A 17,197-nucleotide genomic window follows, 5' to 3' on the forward strand; every position below is an offset into this window, starting at 1 on the left:
CCTAGCACCACCTTATGGGGTTACCGGTCTCGAGCGAAGCGAGAAGCAGTCGCCGGATCCGCTCCGCCGTCCCGTACTTTCCCTCCCGCAGGAAGGGGGCTTTCTCCGACGTAACGTAGAACTCGCGCTCCGCTCGCTTCCCCTCCTCAACGCCGATACCGTCGAATGTCAGCGTCTCTTTTCCCGTATCGAGGCACGTGATATACACCTGCTGGTAGCCATTGGGAGCGGGTTTGCCCACAGGGCGCTGCTTGAAATGCGTCGTTTCAACACGTGGAACGCCAGCGTGCTCGAAATACACCCTTCCGCCCGCCATGCCGACCTCATCATAGGGACCGCGCATCCAAGCGAATGTGCTTCCTGGCGTCGACGTCCAAATCTTTTCTTCGGTCTCCGCATCAACGAGCACCTACTCATCAACGTTGGTGATTATCTCTAGAAAACGATCGAGTTCCTTGAGTATTGCCTCCGCGAGCTCTACCGGATAGACGCCACCATTTCCGTGGGGGAGCATGTGACTCAGCAGAGGAAACTCCGCCTCACCACCGACTTCCTCGACCCGTGACTCAAACTCCGCAACACCCGCCCAGTTGCTCACCCATTCAGCTACATAGTCACCGTTTTCGTGTTCGCAACAATGATCGGACCAGTCGTAGAACGCCTTCTCAAGTTCGCCATAGCGGGCGGCGAAGCGACGGCGTCCAAGCTCTGCGCGCCTCGCATCAAGCCTCCGAGACGCGATATAGCCCTCTCCGTCGATATAGAGGTCATCATAGGGCACCGGCCCTGGCTTGAGCTTTCCCTCTTCAAAACACCGGCAACGTACAGTCGCATCAAGCCCCATATTCCGCACCTCCGTTTCCAATGGAAATCGTCACTGAGGAAACCATATCCCTCCGTGCGGACATAATTAGATTGCTCTTTTGAATAATCTTGAGCAGCTTGCATGCCTGCACACCAGCACCTGGCATGCACGGCATCGTCGATAACTAGGAATGATAAAAGGCATCTGGCACCATTCCTTCTCAAATGCGAGAACGGTGACAGCTCTTTTGTCATGCTATACTTATTTCAGGATTCGTATAGCAGGAGGCTGACATGTCTGCCGTGCAGATGAACATCCGGATGGATTACGCTCTCAAGGCATCCGGCAACGCCGTTATCGCCGAGCTTGGATACACGCCGTCGCAGGTCGTGCGCGCGCTGTGGGAATACGCCACCGTGCAGGGCACGCTCCCGCCCGCCTTGACGCATCTGCTGCGCGCTGATCAAGATGCCGGTGCGACGGACAGCGGCACACTCGACCGCGCATCCAAGGGCGCCTTGATCGTTTCGTCCTTCTATCAGAAGGTCGGCATCGAGGAACCAGTGGGCGGTGACATCGATTACGACGAGCTTCGCGAGCTTGCCGCAGCCGAGCAGCTTGAGAAATGGGGGATCGCATGACAAGATCCCCGCGCAAGGACGTGCGCTCCCCTATCAAGATCCTCGTCGACACCAACATCTGGCTTGACTACTTCCTCGCGCGCGGCGCGCATCACCATGCGGTGAGTACATTTATAGCGATGGCGTACGGGCGCGAGGACATCGCGCTCTATGTCCCATCGCTCTCACTCAAGGATCTGGCGTATCAGCTGGCAAGTCTCATGAAGCTCGATGCACGGCGCGCCGGGAAGGACATCACGCCCGACATCGCCGCTGCGGCGCGCGAGGTATCTTGGGGATGTGTACGCAGTGTGCTCGAAAAAGCCCTCGTCGCACCCATCGGCCACACGGAGGTGCTTGGCGCGTTCACCTACAAGCGCGTCCACGACGATTTCGAGGATGATCTCGTCCTCGCGGCGCTCGACGCCGTTGGCGCGAGCTTCCTCATGACCCACGACGACATGCTCAAAAAGCACGCGGGGGATTTCTGCATAACCGCTGAGGAAGGGCTCGAACTACTCGCTGAACTTGACGGGTAACAACCCAAGCAGAGCTCGACGCCCTTCTCACATTTTACAGTCACCCCGAGCGCCCATCACATCCGTCGGGCTCGTGCCCACCATGCGTTTCTGTACCGTGGGCGCCACGTGCGCGGGCTACGATAGGCGTGCTTGCCATAGCTTGCTCCTTGAAAAAACCGCCCCTGGCAGAACCAAGAGTGGCTCGACGATACGACAATGAAGCCTGATCGTTGTTGTCAGAATGGGTTGAAACGAACCCGTCCCCAACCAACCCTCGGTGGATGTTGACTGGTGGCTCGAGTAGGAAGGGCACGGTTTCAGATAGCGCCTCGGAGAAGGCACCGCTGCACAAGAAATCACATCAAAGTCGGCCGCGTTACCTCAGGCCCGAGCGATGCGCGCCATTTCCGCCGTGCAGCCCCTACCGCTCCGGCTCCACCTGCAGGTCGATCCCGTCGCGATTCGCGAGGCGCTCGAAGTCCGGGCCGAGCCATACGCTCGACTCGCCCGGGCCGAGCACGAGCGGCATGCGGTTGTGCACCGGGGCCACGCTGGCGTTCGGCTCGACGGTGACGATCGAGAGGCATCCGTCCTCATAGATCCCCGCGAGCAAAAACGCCCGCGCGCCGGGCAAACGGAACCGGTACTGCCTGCGCACCATCTTACCCGTGCGCTCGCTTTTCACGCGCTCGCTGCCATGCGTCTCGTAGAACGCGCGCACCGGTACCACGCACCGGCCATGCAGGATGGCGGAGCTCCACATGTCCCGCCCCTCGCGCGCCTGCTGCAGCGCGGTCTCCAGGCGCGTGTTGAACACCGCATGCGGCTTATCCTTCAAGGGAAATCCCCAGGTGAGCGACACGGTCACCAGCGCGCCATCCTCCGCGCGCTCATAGGCCGCAACCGTCGAGCCAGGATACGCGTCGGCCACATCAGCGAAATCATCAACCTCATCAAGCGCATGGGAACCCGGCGTCAGGCGCGCGTCGAGCACCTCCTGCGCTTCGTCCGCCGTCAGCGCGCACATCCTCATGCACATGGCTCCACCTCGCAAACGGTAGCCCTACAACTCACCCCAGGCTACCACTCGCCGCCGCACGCACCCCGCGAGCGCTTGAGCTCGGAGCGATGGCGCTTGTCGGCGAGCCGGCGCTCGCGGGCGGCCTTGGGCACCTTCGTCTTCTTGCGCACACGCGGGGGCTGGGCGCGGCCCTTGATGATCCGCACGAGCTTCTGCAGGCAGAGCTGGCGGTTCTGAAACTGGCTGCGCGTCTCGCGCGCGGTCACGGTGATGCCCGTGGGGACATGCGTCATGCGCACCGCGGAGTCCGTGGTGTTCACGCCCTGCCCGCCCGGGCCCTTCGCGCGAAACACCTGGACCTCGCAATCGTGCGCGAGTTCCTCGGCGCTCATCTGCGCATACCGTGCATACTCACGCCACGTCATGGCTACTCCTCCCCCGTCGCCTCATCGCTCCACGCGCGAAGCCAGCGCCGCGTGCCTACTTGCCCTCCACCATGGTGAGCGAGATCTTCCCGCGTTCGCGATCGACCTTCTCGACCCACACCTTCACGGTATCGCCCACGGCGACCACGTCGCTCGGGTGCTTCACGAAGCGGCGCGCGAGCTTGGAGATGTGCACGAGGCCATCCTGGTGCACGCCCACATCCACGAACGCGCCGAAATCGACCACGTTGCGCACGGTGCCCGTGAGCTCCATGCCGGGTTGCAGATCGTCAATGGAAAGTGCCGCGCGGCTGAACACCACCTCCGGCGCGTCGTCGCGCGGGTCGCGTCCGGGCTTCTTGAGCTCGTCGATGATGTCGAAGAGCGTCATGAGGCCGCATCCGAGCTCGCCCGCGAGCGCCGAGACGCTGCCCACGCGGCGGTCGATGTCCGGGATGCCGCCCGCCGCGAGATCCTTCGCCGTCACCCCGGCACGGTCGAGCACGCCCATGGCCACCTCGTAGCTCTCCGGATGCACCGCCGTCGCGTCGAGCGGGTTCTTGCCGCCCGCGATGCGGAGGAACCCCGCGCACTGCTCATATGCCTTCGGCCCCAGCTTGGGCACCTCCTTGAGCTGCTTGCGGTCGGTGAACGCGCCGTGCTCCTCGCGATACGCCACGATGTTGCGCGCCACGGTGGGCGTGATGCCGGAAACGTAGCCCAGCAGGCTCGCGCTCGCCGTGTTCGCATCCACGCCCACGCGGTTCACGACGTCCTCCACCACGTGCCCGAGCGTGCGCGCGAGCTCTGCCTGATCCAGGTCATGCTGGTACTGGCCCACGCCGATGGACTGGGGCGGGATCTTCACGAGCTCCGCGAGCGGATCTTGCAGTCGGCGCCCCAGGCTCATGGCGCCGCGCGTGGTCACATCGAGGTCCGGGTACTCCCGGCTTGCGAGCTCGCTTGCCGAGTACACGGACGCACCCGCCTCGTTCACGATGGTGTAGCGCAGCTCCGGCGCCTGCTCCGCGATGAACTCGGACACGACCTCCTCCGTCTCGCGGCTCGCCGTGCCGTTGCCGATGACGATGGTGTTGATGTCGTAGCGCTTGACGAGACGCGCGAGCTCGCGCTTCGTGCCCGCGACATCGCGGCGCGGCGGCGTGGGGTACACGACGCCATGGTCGAGCAGCTTGCCCGTCTCGTCGAGCACCGCCACCTTGCAGCCCGTGCGGTAGCCCGGGTCGAGCGCGATGACGCGGGCGCCGCGCACCGGACGGGCCGAGAGCAGGCTCTCCAGGTTCTTGCCAAACACCTTGATCGCCTCCGTCTGCGCGCGCACGGTGAGCTTAGCGCGCAGCTCGCGCTCGAGCGAAGGCGCCATGAGGCGCTTGTAGCCGTCGGCGATGGCGGCGTCGAGCACCGGCGCGAAGGGGCCCTGCCGGCGCGGCCAGCGGCTCCCCAGGCGGGCGACGGCCGCCTCCGTATCCACCCCGACGCGCACGCGGAGCTTCCCCTCGCGCTCGCCGCGGTCGATGGCGAGGACGCGGTGGTTGGGGATCTTGCGCGCCGGCTCGGAGAAGTCATAGTAGGGCTCATACGGGGTCTTCTCCGTCGCATCCACGGCAACCGACACGATCTCGCCCGTGCCCTCGGTGAAGGAGCGCAGGTCGGCGACGTTCTCGGCGTCCTCCGCCACCGTCTCGGCCACGATGTCCTGCGCGCCGGCGAGTGCCTTCTCGGGCGTGTTGTAACCGGCATCGGCGGCCTCGGGCGTGACGTAGGCCGCGGCGATGTCGAGCGGGGTCTGGGCGTCCTTGGGCGCGATCTGCATGATGATCATGTTCGCGAGCGGCTCGAGCCCCGCCTCCCGCGCCTTCTGCGCACGCGTCTGGCGCTTCTTGCGATACGGCTTGTAGAGGTCCTCCACGCGCTGGAGCTGCGTGGCGGCGCGGATCTCGGCCTCGAGCTCCGGCGTGAGCTTGCCCTGCGCGCCGATGAGCAGGATGACGTCCTCCTTGCGCTGCTCGAGGTTGCGCAGGTAGGTCAGGCGGTCATCGAGGGCGCGCAGCGCGACGTCGTCCATGCCGCCCGTGGCCTCCTTGCGGTAGCGGGCGATGAACGGGATGGTGTTGCCCTCGTCGATGAGCTCGACGGCGGCTTGGACGGCAGTCGGCTTGAGGCCGAGCTCAGCGGCGAGCGTGGCGATGATGTCCATGAGGCGGTGCCTTTCTGGTTTGAGATCCGGGCGCGAGCCCGGGCAGCGCGGGCGCGCACGGCGCCCGGCGATCATCCGTGCAAGGTGCACTAGCTTAGCGCAACGCGCGCCCGATTGCACCGGGTCGCACCCGGGTGAGGCGTAGCGCCGCACCCCGCTAGGGTTCGCGCACGGGGTGCCGAATCACCGTTTTGAGCTGCTCGGGCTTGGTGCGCCGCGGGTCACCGAGATAGATCTCGTGATGAAGGCGCACCGCGGGAACCGCCCCGTCCACATCGAGCGCATCGAGCATCGTCTTGGCATCGAACGCCTCCGTCGCGGCGTGGCCTGCGGGTGATTCCCCGCCCGATGCGATGTCGGGTACGAACCCTTCCCCTTCGACGAACGCGGAGAGCTTCTCGATCGTCGCCGACTCGCTGTCGTACGATCCCTTATGCAAAACCTGGGCGCAGCGCCCCTCGGCAAACCGGACCAGGCGCAGCCGCCCCGCTTCGAGCGCGCCCGCCAGCTCCGGCTTCTTCTGGGCGACCAGCTCGCACACGCGTCCGAACACCTCGGGCGTGACGAAATCCGGCTGCCGGATGAGCGACACCCACGAGAGCGCCTGCTTGTTGCCGATGCGCGCACCGTCGAACGCGCCGACACCCGTCCACCACAATCCCTCGAGCGGGGGCACCACGAAGTCGAAATATCCCTCGGGCTGCCACGCGCCCTTCTTGGTCATCTTCACGGTATACGAAAACGCATAGAGCAGGGCGAGCGCCGCTTGGTAGGCACCATCCTGCTCGTTGGGATCGCCCGTCCCCGCGACGGCGACGAAGCTCATCGCCGGGACATCGATGATCGCCGGTTGCTCTTTGGGCTGGTACAGGTCGCGAAACGCGCGCTTGAAATCGTATGCCATGAGCGAGCCCTCCCCTTGCGTCTGCTGGCATCAGCATACTAGAACATATGTTCGAAATCAAGGGGAAGGCACATGTAAAATTACCCCTGGGGTGTTTTTACATCGCGCCGCGGGTTATCCGCGCACGCGCGGTTCTGGACGATTCGCATGAGCGGCGGGAACGCGACCGCGCCGACCACCATGAGCACGGCAAGCAGCACGTACGCCGCTTGGTAGCCGCCGAAGGCCTGCGCCACTTGCGCGACGAGCGCGGGACCTATCGCCCCCACCAGCTGGATCGTGGGGAACATCACGCCGAACACCTGGGAGAACATCCTGCGGTCGAAGAGCTCGGCGCAGATGTTGACCGGCCAGTTGTCCGCGCTGCCCACCACGCAGCCGATGCAGACCACGCCGAGGATGGCGACGGCCTCGTTGGGCACGAGGTTGAGCACGACGCCGACCGCGCCCAGGATGAACGTGAGCACCACGCCCGCCTTCGCGCCGAAGCGGTCGCCGATGATGCCCGCCCCGAAGCTGCCCGCGCAGGCGAGGAACGACGTGAACGTCATGATGAGCGTGCTCTGGTCGAGCGTGAAGCCCACCTCGATGAGCCGCGGCACGAGCTGCACCATGATGCCGCCGGAGAACACGAGCTGCAGGCCGAGCACGATGGTGAGCAGCACGAACACGGGGTTCGCGAAGAAGCGCCTGATCTCGCTCGCCGCGGGGGCGTGCCGTGCGGCGTCCGCCTCCTCGAGCTCCGCCGTCGCGGCAGGCGCGCCCGCCTCCGCAGCTTCCGTCGCGCCCGCCTCCGCCGCCAGCTCCGCATCCTCCGCAAGCTCCGCGCTCGCGGGATCCGCCACCGGCGCGCAGCGCTCCATCGTGTCGGGCGCGAACCCGCGCTGCTCCGGCCAGTCGGAGATGAGCGCCATGAGCAGCACGAGCGCCACGAGCGCGAAGACCACGAACGGCACCGTGGAGAGCGCGGGCCCCAGGGTGCGATACGCCCAGGTATACACCATCGAGGACACGGACCCCAGCAAGATGCCCATGGACGCGAAGCCCTGCACCGTCCCCTTGCGGGTGGGGAACCATCGCGTGATGGGCACGGGCATGGTGTTGTAGCCCCACGCGGACGCGGCGGCGTTCGCGAGGCACATTGCCACCACGAACACGCCCACCTGCGTCGATATACCCATGGCGAGCACGCCGGCGATGAACATCACGCCCCAGGCGATGCAGACCGGCTTGGCCGAGCGGCGCGACGCCATGCGCCCGGCGATGTAGCCGGTAACGACGTTGATGAACGACGCGACGGACATCCCGCCCGTGAGCAGCGCGGCATCCCAGCCGCGGTCCGCCTCGAAGAGCACGGAGGCCACGTTCACGATGCTCGACACCACGCCGGTGAGGACGTAGCACATGAGTGAGCAGAGGATGAGCGGCCAGGCGCGCCAGTAGCGATAGGTGACAGCCGGCTTGTTCTGTGCATCCATCAAGATAATCAACACCAATCAAAAAAGTCGGCGGGGCATGCATGTACCCCCGCCGACTCTTATTTCACATTAGCGTACCATTTGCGCAGCTCACAGCCTATCCGGCCTGAACCTCGGTCTCGGTGGAAGCAGCCTTGGGGCTCTTCACCTTAGCAAAGTACACGGCAGAGACAACACCGACGATCGCGGCGAGCCCAGCGCACACCATGAAGGAATCGGCCGCGGTGCCACCGAAGGCGCCCGCCACGCCGCCGATCATCATGGGCGAGAAGAAATTGCCGAGCGAGCCGGAGGAGTTCAGGATGGCGAGGTTGAACGCCATGCCCACGGTGTCGGACGCCTCGGAGACGTACTGCGAGCTGATCGCGTTGTACACGGCATAGGCGAACGACATCGCGAACGCGCCGGCGAAGACGGGCATGATGCTGCCCGCGGTGAAGATGAGCACCGCGCCGATGGCGCCGAGGATGGCGTTCACCGTGAGCGTCTGGCGCTTGAAGAGACGGTGCACGGGGATCACGAGCAGGCCGCCGATGGCGCCCACGAGCGTGTTGACCGACGAGACGTTACCGGACATGACCGTGTCGCCCAAGCCGGTCTGAGCCAGGAACATCGAGATGTTGTTGCTGAAAACCTGGTTGCAGGAGAAGTAGAAGAACACCATGAGGGAGACGACGATGACCTCGCGCGGGATGCGGGCGCGCTGGGTCTTACCGGTCTCGGCGACCTCCTTCTTGCCCTTGGGCAGGACGATGAACATGACCACGAGCACGACCGCGATGATGAGATAGGTGTAGTAAGCCATCCACCAGTTCTCGGCGCCCAGGCGCCCGGCCACCATGGTGTAGAGCGTGCCGCCGAGGCCGACGAACACCGAGCACAGGCCGAAGAGCAGGCCGCGCGAGTCGCCCTCGAAGTAGTCGGTGATCATGGCGCCGACGGTGTTCTGCACGCCGCCCATGGCGAAGCCGACGGCGATGGCGGCGAAGAGCGCCGGGTAGATGCTGTCATGGAACGCGACGGGCAGCAGGCCCACGAGGTAGATCGCCGTGGAGATGAGCATGCCCGTGCGGCGGTACATGTAGCGCGCGAGGCGGGCGAACACGAAGCTGCCCGCAATGGCGGCGAACGACGAGCAGGAGACGAGCATCTGGATGAGCATGGCGGGCGTGTCGGGGAACGCCTGGGCCACGGCGCCGAGGATCGGCACCGGGACGAGGATGCTCATGATGGTGAACGTGCCGGAGTAGAAGCCCACGAGCGCGCGGACCTGCTCCTTCGAGATCTTGAGAGCCATGGTAGTCCCTTTCGAAAACGCGCGCTTACGCGTCCTGCTCGGCGATCATGTCGGCGAGGTCCTGGAACGTCTTGTACGTGCCGAACTCGGCGAGCGGGATCACCACGTCGAAGTGATTCTCGATCATGGCGCACATGCCCATGCGGTTGAGCGAGTTGGTGCCGAGGGTCGCGGAGATGTCGGTGTCGGCGGCGAGCGTGGAGGCGTCGGCCTTGTAGACGATGGCGGCGTCCTCGATGAGCTTGGCGATGATCTCGTCCTTGGTCATGATGTACTCCTATCTGGAAGAAGGTTTGCGATGTGGTCGGTGCGGCAACGCTGCCGCGAGATGGGCGCGGGGGTGCGAGAGGAGACGGGACGCGCCCCCGCGCAACGGGGTGATCGGTGGGGCCGAAGGCTTACAGCGCGTCCTTGTCGACCTCGAAGAGGAGCGTCGTGTAGCCGTCCATGGGCACGAACTTCGCATGCACGGGCACGGGGAGCTTCGCGCGGATGGCGTCCGCGTTCTCGGCATTCACGCCGAAGATCGTGGAGTTGAACTCGCAGCCCTCCTCGAGCTGGACGATGCCGAAGCAGTAGTCGCCGATGGCGGCGAGCTTGTTGTCGGCGTTGAGCGACACGGGAAGGATCACGCTCTTGAGCACGCCCTTGCCGGAAAGCTCGACCCACTCCGTCTCGTGATAGCCGCACTCGTTGCACGCGTAATGCGGCGGGAACTCCACGGCACCGCACTCGGTGCACTTGCGGCCATAGATGATGCCCTGCTCAAGCCCCTGGTAGAACTTGAGGACGTTGCGTTCAAGCGTAAGCGCCATTTGTACAACACTCCTTTACTCGTCGACGGTGCGGAGGACAGCGATGCGGACGTTCTGGCCGCCGCCGAAGCCGCGCAGCATGGCGGTCTTCGGAAGCTTCTTGACCTGGTGCGCGCCAGCCTCGCCGCGCATCTGGATGACGGCCTCGTAGACGTCGGCGGCACCCGAGGCGCCGAAGGCGTGGCCATAGGAGGTGCGGCCGCCGTTCGTGTTGATGGGACGGTCGCCGTCGAAGGCGGTGCGGCCCTCCATGACGTACTTCCAGCCCTCGCCGCGCGGCAGGTAGCCCACTTCCTCGGCCGCGAGCAGCTGCGAGGAGAGGATGAAGTCGTTCACGAGGAGCAGGTCGATGTCCTCGGGCTTGATGCCCGTGAGCTCGTAGATCTGCTTGGCCGCCTCGGCGGTGGCGTCGCGCTCGAGGTGCGGGCGGGCGCTCTCGAGGCAGGAGGCGGAGACGCCGAGCACCTCGATGGGGGTCTTGTTGAACTGCTTGGCCATCTCGGTCGGGCAGACGATGAAGCACGCCGCGCCGTCCGCGCTGGGGGCGTTGCCGGTCACGCGCAGGTACTGCGTGGTGTGCGGGTTGAACGGCGAGCGCAGGTAATCCATGGGGTCATCGAAGCCGAAGCGCTTGGCGATGTCCTCGAAGGGCTCGCGCTCGAGGGCGAGCGGGTTGAGCGCCGCGGCGCGGCGTCCCTGGTAGGACATCATGTTGAGCACGTCGTCCACCTGCTCGGCGGTGAGGCCGTACTCCTTGCGGTACACGTCGATCCAGTCGTCCTGGCCGATGGCGCCGCCGCCGAGGTAGCGCGTGTAGGCGCGGTCGATGATGGCGTCGAGGTCGGGCCAGATGTCCTCGGTGGTCATGGGGCGACGGAAGCACGCGGGCTTCTTGCCGTCGGGCAGGCCCGTGGCCATCTCCACGCCGCCGGAGAGCACGATGTCGTGTGCGCCGGAAGCGACCGCCATGACGGCCTGCTCGAGGGCGACGTAGCCGGTCGCGCACGCCTCGGAGTGGTGCACCGAACCGCGGCCGCGCATGCCGAACCACTCGGCCACCTGCATGGCGGGGGTCACCGCGTCGTTGAACATCTTGGGGTTCGCGGAGCCGTGATAGAAGTACTCGACGTCGCGCGGCTCGAGGCCGGCGTCCTCCATGGCCTTGAGGGCGGCGTAGCCGAAGCAATCGCCCTCCGTGAGGCCCAGCAGATCCGGATCCTCGTTGATGTTCATGAACGGCGTCGCGCCGACACCGATGATGGAGACGCTCCGGCTGAGCTTGCCAAGCTTCCCGTGTACCATATTCCACCTTCCTTACCTGTTCGCCTCGGGACCCTTCCCGTTGCTTGATTGATACGTTACGCGCTGGCTACCAGCGCTTTAAGAGCGAAACCCTGCTGCCTGTGCCATGGCCTGGAACACATCGGGCGCATGTGTCGCACCGCGCGGGACGCCCTGTCCCAGGGGTGGGCGCGGAGCCTCACCCCTCGAAGCCCTGGAACACCGGCACCCCGGTGTAGACCTTGGGCTCCTCCTCGCCTGCGAGCACGCGCACGGCGCCGGATGCCATGGCCTCGAGCTCGAACTCGCCCGGATACGCGCTCACGGGGGCGATCCAGCCGCACGTGCGCTCGATGTGCGCCACGAGGCCGGCGTCGTGCACCATCCCGCCGCCCAGCAGGATGCCGTCGACCTTCCCCTCGAGCACGCCCGCCATCGCGGCGATGCTCCGGGTGATCTGGTAGAGCATGGTGCTCCACGCGCGCTCGGCCGCCGCGTCGCCCGCCTGGGCGCGCGCGGTCACCTCGCGGGCGTCCGAGGTGCCGAGCAGGCTCACGAACCCGCCCGACTTCATGCACAGGCGCCGCACCTCGTCCACGCTGTGGCCGGCCTCGAGGTAGTCAAGCACCTCCACCACGGGCACGCCGCCGCAGCGCGTGGGCGCCATCATGCCCTCGCCGCCCACGATGTCGTAGCCGTCGATCATCTTGCCGGCACGGTGCGCGGAAATGGAGATGCCGCCGCCGATATGGCACACGATGAAGTTGCAGTCCTCGTAGCGCTTCCCCTGGGAGGCCGCATGGCGGATGGCCGTCTCCTTGAGGTTGAGCGCATGCAGGTGCACGTGGCGGTAGACGCCCTTGATGCCCGTCATGCGCGCCTCGTCGCACAGCTCGTCCGTGTCCGGCGGGTTGACCACGAACGCCCGCTTGCCGTAGGCGCTCGCGAGCTCGTGCGCAAGCTGGCTGCCGAGCTGCGCGGGGTGCTGCACGCCGTTCGCGCCGGCGCGCGCGTGCTCGAGCATCGTCTCGTTCACCTCGTAGGTGCCGCCCTCGACGGGCATGAGGCCGCCGCCGCGCCCCACGAAGGCGTCGATGGTCGCAAGGTCGATGTCGTTCTCCTCGAGCGCAGCGAGGATCGTCTCGCGGCGGTACGGGAGCTGGGAGGAGACGTCCGGGAACTCCGCCAGCTTGGCGGCGTCGTGGTCGACGGTCTTGGTGAAGACCGAGCGGTCGCCCTCGAACACGCCCACCTTCGTGGAGGTGGAACCGGGGTTGATGACCAGGATGCGATATGCCCGCTCCATGCTACTCACCCGCTTCCTGCGCCGCCGCGCGCACGACGAGCATGGCGACGTTGCCGAGCATCTCGTCCACGGGGGCGCTGCGCGAGAAGTCGCACACGGGCTTGGCGAAGCCCTGGAGCACCGGGCCGTAGGCGTTCGCATGGCCGAAGATCTGCACGAGCTTGACGCCGATGTTGCCGGCATGGAGGTTGGGGAAGATGAGGATGTTCGCCCGCCCGGCGACCTCGCTCGGGCGCTTCACCTTGTGCTCCGCCACCGCGGGCATGATGGCGGCATCGAGCTGGAGCTCGCCGTCGCACTTGAGGTCCGGGCGGAGCTCATGCACGCGCTCGACCGCAGCGCGCACCGTCTCGAGCGACTCGTGCTGCGCGCTGCCCATCGTGGAGAACGAGAGGAGCGCGACGCGGGGCTCCCAGCCCAGGAGGGTCGCGGCGGTGTCGGCCGAGGCGATCGCGATGCCCGCGAGCTCCTCGACGCCCGGCTGCACGGTGATGGCGCAGTCGGCGAGGCCGAGGAACTCCCCCTGCGGCCCCTCGAACCCGGGGATCTCGGCGATGCCCAAGCTCGAGGGCGAGGCGACGCCCTCCGCGAGGCCCACGATGCCCATGGCGGCTGCGACGACATCGCCCGTGGGGCACTCCTTGCCCGACGCGACGCCGTCCACGTCGCCGAGCTTGAGCAGGAGCATGGCGCAGAGCAGGTTGTCCTTCGCCCGGCGCGTGCACGCCTTCTGGGAGAAATCGTCGTACGCCGCCGTGTAGCGCTCGACGATGGCGCTCACGACCGCCTCGTCGGCGTTATCGACGTACTCGAAGCCCTCGGTGGAGACGCCCGCCTCCGCGGCGACCGCACGCGATGCGGCGGCGTCGCCCACGAGCACCGGGACGCCGATCTCGGTCTCCACGATGCGCTGCGCCAGGCGCAGCACGTCCGGGCTCTCCACCTCGGAAAGCCCGATGCGGCGCGGCGTCTCCGCCGCCCGCGCGATAATGTCTGACATGAAATCTGCCACGGCTGTCCTCCCCTTGGGTCACGTGCCAAACACGGCGTTTGAACGTGATTCCAAGGTATTTCCGGGAGGGTGGCGGATACAGAGCAGCCCCCGCCGATGTGTTGCGAGGGCTGCGACACTTAGGCGCGGTCTGTGTCACCGTCGCGCGGGGCGGCCAGCGTTGGCCGCCGTGACGCGGCGCACCCGGCACGCTCAGGAGAGCATCTTGCGGATGTTCGCGTAGAACTCCTCCATGACCCCGCACATCTCCTGCGGCGTGAGGTCGGGGCGGCGGTTGAGCCAGTGACTCACGATGCTGAACATGCCCGCCTTGAGGAACTCAAAGAGGAAGTCGCTGTTGGGAAGCGCGGAGAAGCGGGGGCTCAGCGTCACTTGAATGTTGTCGAAGACGAGGTTCGCTGCCTTCGTGGCGAAGGAGGGATCACCGTGGATACCGGTCACCGCGACGATGAACTCGCGAGCCTCGTACAGGATCTCGGCGCGCAAGAGGTCGCCCGCGCTCACCTGCAAGGGTGCTGGGTCGCCCGCCGCGAAGGGCGCGGCATCGAAGCGCGATGTCCGGCGCAGGGACTCGATGAGCTCGTTCTCGGTCTGCTTCACCACCGCGTCGACCGAATCGTAGTACCGATAGAACGTCGAGCGCGACACCTTTGCACGGGCGCACAGGCTCGTGATGCTGATATCGGGAATGTCCGTCGTCTGCATCTCGGCAATCACCGCGTGGCGTATCGCCATGCGCGTCTCGGCCTTGTCCATCGGGTCTCCCCCATCGACTGCGGGCTGCTATTCAGCGCGCACGGAACGCGGAATCGTGTCGGGCGCGCCACCGCCCTAGATTCTGCCAAAACGCGGCGGATTTAGCAAAATGCTCGATTCTATGGGGAGTAGCCTCGCCCTACTTCACCTCGGCGACCTCCTCGCGGTAGCCAGGCCGCCCGGATACGAGCTCGGGCACCTTCGCCGCAGCCACCGCGAGCGTGTCCGCGCGCTTGAGGTACTGCTCGAGCACGTAGCGCAGGTCCTCCTCGGCAATGCCCGCCACGAGCTCCTTCGCCGCATCGAGCGGCCCGTCCACCACGAAGGGGTCGCAGCTCTCCTGCGCGGCCTGCATGAACTGCTCGAGCTTCGGGCACGTGTCCGCGCCGAACGCGTGCAGGCGGATGAGGAAGCTCAGCTGCTCCATCTCGCATACGAGCCCCCATTGGCAGAAGAGCACGCGTACGATGTCCTTGCGCTGCTCGCGCTCCGCGGGCGTGTCCTCGGGCAGCGCCCGCGCGTAGGCCATCGCCTGCGTATGGATCATCTGGATATGGAGCAGCTCCTCGCTCGACGTCACCGTGTCCACCCGCTCATGCAGGGCGAAGCGCAGCAGCCCCCAGTAGCGCGCGATGAGGGCGAAACCCTCGTGCACGTTCGCGAGGAAGAGCGTGCGGTCGCTCGTGGGCATGACGAGGCGGTTGATCACGAACACGAGCAGCACGCCCGCCGCGAGGCAGATGAGGCGCATCCGTATGGCGTAGTGGTCGCCGATGGACATCGAGGCCATCGAAATCGCGTAGGCAGTCCCGAAGAAGGACGTGGGCGCGCTCCCCGGCGTGCCCATGTACCGGCCCGCGACGAACAGCATGTCCACGACGATGACCGCCGCGAGCGGCAGCTTGAGCATCGAGATGCCGTGCACGACCAGGCAGCCGAGCACCGTGCCCACGGTACGGTTGCGCATGCGGCGGACGGTCTCGTCCGGGCTGGGCCGCAGGAGCATGAACGAGGTGAGCGGGAACCAGTACAGGTGGTTGACGGGCGAAAGCAGGCTCGTCGTGCACGTGATGGCGAGCACGGCTGCGCAGCGCACCGCGAAGCGCAGCTCGAAGGAGTCGAGGGTGAGGTGCTTGCGGAAGGACATGAGGCGCAGCCTTGTAAGCGGTGAGACGCGCCAGGCGTGGCTCCGGGGATGGCGCGCGTCGCGCAGCACGAGCAGGATCATATGGAGGTAGCTCCGGAAGAACAGGCGGTAGCGCTCGTTGTCGATGGTATCCGCTTTGGCCAAGAGCGCTTGGGCGCGTGCGGCTGCCTCGTCGCCGCCCTTCTTATCCAAGACGCCGCCCGCTTGACGCGTCAGGCCCGCGAGCTCATGCAGGTAGGGCGGGTGCGGGCAGGTCTGCTGCTCGCGGCACTCGAGCCGCCCCACGAGGTACGCCGTGCGCTGGGCGAGCATGGCGAACATGTCATAGAGGTTCGCGACGGCGGGCTGGACGCTCGCGTTCTCGCGCACCGTATACGCGAGCTTGGAGTAATCGGAGCGCAGGCTGAGCAGCTCCTTCCGCGTATCGGCGGTGATGCCGATATCCGCCATATGGTCGAGCGCATCGGCCAGGCGCTCGACCATCCCATGCAGCTTGGCCAGGTTCGCCTCGCCAGCTTTGGTCGCGATGTTCATGACCGCGATCGCGACGGAGAGCGTCGTGCAGCATGCCACCACGAGCGCAGCCTCGAGCGCCATGTCGTCGAGGAGCTCCGGGCGCAGCTGGAAGAAGACGAAGAGCATCGTATAGGGGATGTAGCGGCGGGGATTGAGCTGCGAGGACCGCATGAACACGAACGCGAAGGACATCACGATGTTCACCACGATGCTCGTCATCCAATTGAACGTGGCCACGCGCGCCGCCCCGAGCGCGATGAAGCTCATGGTAAAGAACCGCAGGTACTGGCTGGGCGGGTTGTACTTGCGATAGCGCATCCTGAAGAGGACTGTGTAGCACGAGACGGGCATCACGTGGCGGATGCCGAAGATCGGCACGATCATCCAGAACAGCACGATGAAGAAGATGGAGATGGGGATTACGGAGAAGAGCTTGGCGGAGAGCTTGGACAGTGTGTCAGTGCGCCACGTCGTCCACGCGCTCTCGAGGTGCTGCACCCTCGCCGCGAGCTTGCCGCCCTTGCCCTTGCACCCGTCCGCCACGCTCGCTCACACCCCACATGAAAGGCCGCCTCTATACCATCGTACCCAATACGGGAGAGGTGCCCGCGCGCATGTAAAATTACCCCAGGGGTTATTTTACATGGGGCGGCACACCCCCCCCGCTTCCGGTGACCCGAACGCAAAAGCCCCCTCGGGTAGCACGTACCCGAGGGGGCTCTCAAAGCCTTCGAGACTCTAGGCGAAGCTTAGAGCTTGATCTCGATGTCGACGCCGGCGGGGAGGTCGAGGCGCATGAGCGAATCGACGGTGCCGCTCGTGGGGTCGAGGATGTCGATGAGGCGCTTGTGCGTGCGCATCTCGAACTGCTCACGCGAGTCCTTATCGACGTGCGGTCCCTTGATGACCGTGTACAGGTTGCGCTCGGTGGGCAGCGGCACGGGGCCGGAGACGCGGGCGCCGGTCTTCTGGGCGGTCTCGACGATGAGCTTCGCCGACTGATCCACGACCTCGTGATCGTAACCCTTGAGGCGGATCCTGATCTTCTGGCTAGACAACGTTACCTCCTTGATGT

The 17,197-nt window shown here is 65.8% G+C and carries 18 protein-coding genes; 2 read left to right on the forward strand and 16 right to left on the reverse strand.

Features of this window, described 5'->3' with window-relative positions:
- Position 1: 1 nt before the first annotated feature.
- Positions 2 to 409 carry a hypothetical protein gene (locus BN423_RS04450; protein ID WP_232385499.1) on the reverse strand — a complete coding sequence of 136 codons (408 nt, stop codon included), beginning with the start codon at positions 407 to 409 and terminating at the stop codon, positions 2 to 4.
- Positions 410 to 844, reverse strand: a complete 435-nt coding sequence (locus BN423_RS04455) for a hypothetical protein (RefSeq protein WP_019239065.1) — start codon at positions 842 to 844, stop codon at positions 410 to 412.
- Between the two features lie 254 nt (positions 845 to 1,098).
- On the opposite strand from BN423_RS04455, the gene BN423_RS04460 reads away from it, so the two are divergent.
- Together BN423_RS04460 and BN423_RS04465 are read left to right on the forward strand one after the other, a co-directional pair.
- On the forward strand, positions 1,099 to 1,446 hold the full coding sequence (locus BN423_RS04460) for a type II toxin-antitoxin system RelB/DinJ family antitoxin (protein WP_019239066.1): 348 nt from the start codon (positions 1,099 to 1,101) through the stop codon (positions 1,444 to 1,446).
- Positions 1,443 to 1,964, forward strand: a complete 522-nt coding sequence (locus BN423_RS04465) for a type II toxin-antitoxin system VapC family toxin (protein WP_019239067.1) — start codon at positions 1,443 to 1,445, stop codon at positions 1,962 to 1,964. The genes BN423_RS04460 and BN423_RS04465 overlap by 4 nt, the downstream gene beginning before the upstream one ends.
- Positions 1,965 to 2,367: 403 nt before the next feature.
- Here the strand turns inward: BN423_RS04465 and BN423_RS04470 are convergent, their stop codons facing one another.
- The 14 genes from BN423_RS04470 to rpsJ all read right to left on the reverse strand — a co-directional run bounded on the left by BN423_RS04470 (position 2,368) and on the right by rpsJ (position 17,180).
- Complete coding sequence (locus tag BN423_RS04470) at positions 2,368 to 2,985, reverse strand: SOS response-associated peptidase family protein (protein ID WP_019239068.1); 618 nt, start codon at positions 2,983 to 2,985, stop codon at positions 2,368 to 2,370.
- 41 nt (positions 2,986 to 3,026) lie between these two features.
- Positions 3,027 to 3,392, reverse strand: coding sequence for a peptide chain release factor-like protein (locus tag BN423_RS04475; protein WP_019239069.1), 366 nt, complete (start codon positions 3,390 to 3,392; stop codon positions 3,027 to 3,029).
- A 55-nt stretch (positions 3,393 to 3,447) separates the two neighbouring features.
- On the reverse strand, positions 3,448 to 5,610 hold the full coding sequence (locus BN423_RS04480; protein WP_019239070.1) for a Tex family protein: 2,163 nt from the start codon (positions 5,608 to 5,610) through the stop codon (positions 3,448 to 3,450).
- Positions 5,611 to 5,767: 157 nt separating this feature from the next.
- Positions 5,768 to 6,514 (reverse strand): GyrI-like domain-containing protein, encoded by a 747-nt coding sequence (locus tag BN423_RS04485; protein ID WP_019239071.1) that lies wholly within the window; start codon positions 6,512 to 6,514, stop codon positions 5,768 to 5,770.
- Between the two features lie 80 nt (positions 6,515 to 6,594).
- Positions 6,595 to 7,992, reverse strand: coding sequence for an MFS transporter (locus BN423_RS04490; protein ID WP_019239072.1), 1,398 nt, complete (start codon positions 7,990 to 7,992; stop codon positions 6,595 to 6,597).
- A 97-nt stretch (positions 7,993 to 8,089) separates the two neighbouring features.
- Entirely contained in the window at positions 8,090 to 9,289 is a 1,200-nt protein-coding gene (locus BN423_RS04495) for an MFS transporter (RefSeq protein ID WP_019239073.1), read from the reverse strand.
- 25 nt (positions 9,290 to 9,314) lie between these two features.
- Positions 9,315 to 9,557, reverse strand: coding sequence for an acyl carrier protein (locus BN423_RS04500; protein ID WP_019239074.1), 243 nt, complete (start codon positions 9,555 to 9,557; stop codon positions 9,315 to 9,317).
- Positions 9,558 to 9,687: 130 nt separating this feature from the next.
- Positions 9,688 to 10,104, reverse strand: a complete 417-nt coding sequence (locus tag BN423_RS04505) for a Zn-ribbon domain-containing OB-fold protein (RefSeq protein ID WP_019239075.1) — start codon at positions 10,102 to 10,104, stop codon at positions 9,688 to 9,690.
- Positions 10,105 to 10,119: 15 nt separating this feature from the next.
- A complete protein-coding gene (locus BN423_RS04510) occupies positions 10,120 to 11,406 on the reverse strand; it encodes a thiolase C-terminal domain-containing protein (RefSeq protein ID WP_019239076.1) in 1,287 nt (428 codons plus the stop codon).
- Between the two features lie 178 nt (positions 11,407 to 11,584).
- The gene (gene buk, locus BN423_RS04515; RefSeq protein WP_019239077.1) at positions 11,585 to 12,691 is read right to left on the reverse strand and encodes a butyrate kinase; all 1,107 of its coding nucleotides are present in this window, start codon (positions 12,689 to 12,691) and stop codon (positions 11,585 to 11,587) included.
- A 1-nt stretch (position 12,692) separates the two neighbouring features.
- Positions 12,693 to 13,691: a phosphate acyltransferase gene (locus BN423_RS04520; RefSeq protein ID WP_232385500.1), complete on the reverse strand. Its 999-nt coding sequence runs from the start codon at positions 13,689 to 13,691 to the stop codon at positions 12,693 to 12,695.
- A 204-nt stretch (positions 13,692 to 13,895) separates the two neighbouring features.
- A complete protein-coding gene (locus tag BN423_RS04525; RefSeq protein WP_019239079.1) occupies positions 13,896 to 14,459 on the reverse strand; it encodes a TetR/AcrR family transcriptional regulator in 564 nt (187 codons plus the stop codon).
- A gap of 139 nt (positions 14,460 to 14,598) precedes the next feature.
- Positions 14,599 to 16,665 (reverse strand): FUSC family protein, encoded by a 2,067-nt coding sequence (locus BN423_RS04530; RefSeq protein WP_019239080.1) that lies wholly within the window; start codon positions 16,663 to 16,665, stop codon positions 14,599 to 14,601.
- Positions 16,666 to 16,871: 206 nt separating this feature from the next.
- Complete coding sequence (gene rpsJ / locus BN423_RS04535; protein ID WP_019239081.1) at positions 16,872 to 17,180, reverse strand: 30S ribosomal protein S10; 309 nt, start codon at positions 17,178 to 17,180, stop codon at positions 16,872 to 16,874.
- Positions 17,181 to 17,197: the final 17 nt, after the last annotated feature.

Origin of the sequence: Enorma timonensis (genome assembly GCF_000321165.1) — a bacterium.
Classification (GTDB): domain Bacteria; phylum Actinomycetota; class Coriobacteriia; order Coriobacteriales; family Coriobacteriaceae; genus Enorma.

Bases quoted from the DNA above. Each gene is read 5' to 3' on its own strand.
- BN423_RS04455 (WP_019239065.1), bottom strand. From the start codon at position 844: ATGGGGCTTGATGCGACTGTACGTTGCCGGTGTTTTGAAGAGGGAAAG.
- BN423_RS04460 (WP_019239066.1), top strand. From the start codon at position 1,099: ATGTCTGCCGTGCAGATGAACATCCGGATGGATTACGCTCTCAAGGCA.
- BN423_RS04465 (WP_019239067.1), top strand. From the start codon at position 1,443: ATGACAAGATCCCCGCGCAAGGACGTGCGCTCCCCTATCAAGATCCTC.
- BN423_RS04470 (WP_019239068.1), bottom strand. From the start codon at position 2,985: ATGTGCATGAGGATGTGCGCGCTGACGGCGGACGAAGCGCAGGAGGTG.
- BN423_RS04475 (WP_019239069.1), bottom strand. From the start codon at position 3,392: ATGACGTGGCGTGAGTATGCACGGTATGCGCAGATGAGCGCCGAGGAA.
- BN423_RS04480 (WP_019239070.1), bottom strand. From the start codon at position 5,610: ATGGACATCATCGCCACGCTCGCCGCTGAGCTCGGCCTCAAGCCGACT.
- BN423_RS04485 (WP_019239071.1), bottom strand. From the start codon at position 6,514: ATGGCATACGATTTCAAGCGCGCGTTTCGCGACCTGTACCAGCCCAAA.
- BN423_RS04490 (WP_019239072.1), bottom strand. From the start codon at position 7,992: ATGGATGCACAGAACAAGCCGGCTGTCACCTATCGCTACTGGCGCGCC.
- BN423_RS04495 (WP_019239073.1), bottom strand. From the start codon at position 9,289: ATGGCTCTCAAGATCTCGAAGGAGCAGGTCCGCGCGCTCGTGGGCTTC.
- BN423_RS04500 (WP_019239074.1), bottom strand. From the start codon at position 9,557: ATGACCAAGGACGAGATCATCGCCAAGCTCATCGAGGACGCCGCCATC.
- BN423_RS04505 (WP_019239075.1), bottom strand. From the start codon at position 10,104: ATGGCGCTTACGCTTGAACGCAACGTCCTCAAGTTCTACCAGGGGCTT.
- BN423_RS04510 (WP_019239076.1), bottom strand. From the start codon at position 11,406: ATGGTACACGGGAAGCTTGGCAAGCTCAGCCGGAGCGTCTCCATCATC.
- buk (WP_019239077.1), bottom strand. From the start codon at position 12,691: ATGGAGCGGGCATATCGCATCCTGGTCATCAACCCCGGTTCCACCTCC.
- BN423_RS04520 (WP_232385500.1), bottom strand. From the start codon at position 13,691: ATGTCAGACATTATCGCGCGGGCGGCGGAGACGCCGCGCCGCATCGGG.
- BN423_RS04525 (WP_019239079.1), bottom strand. From the start codon at position 14,459: ATGGACAAGGCCGAGACGCGCATGGCGATACGCCACGCGGTGATTGCC.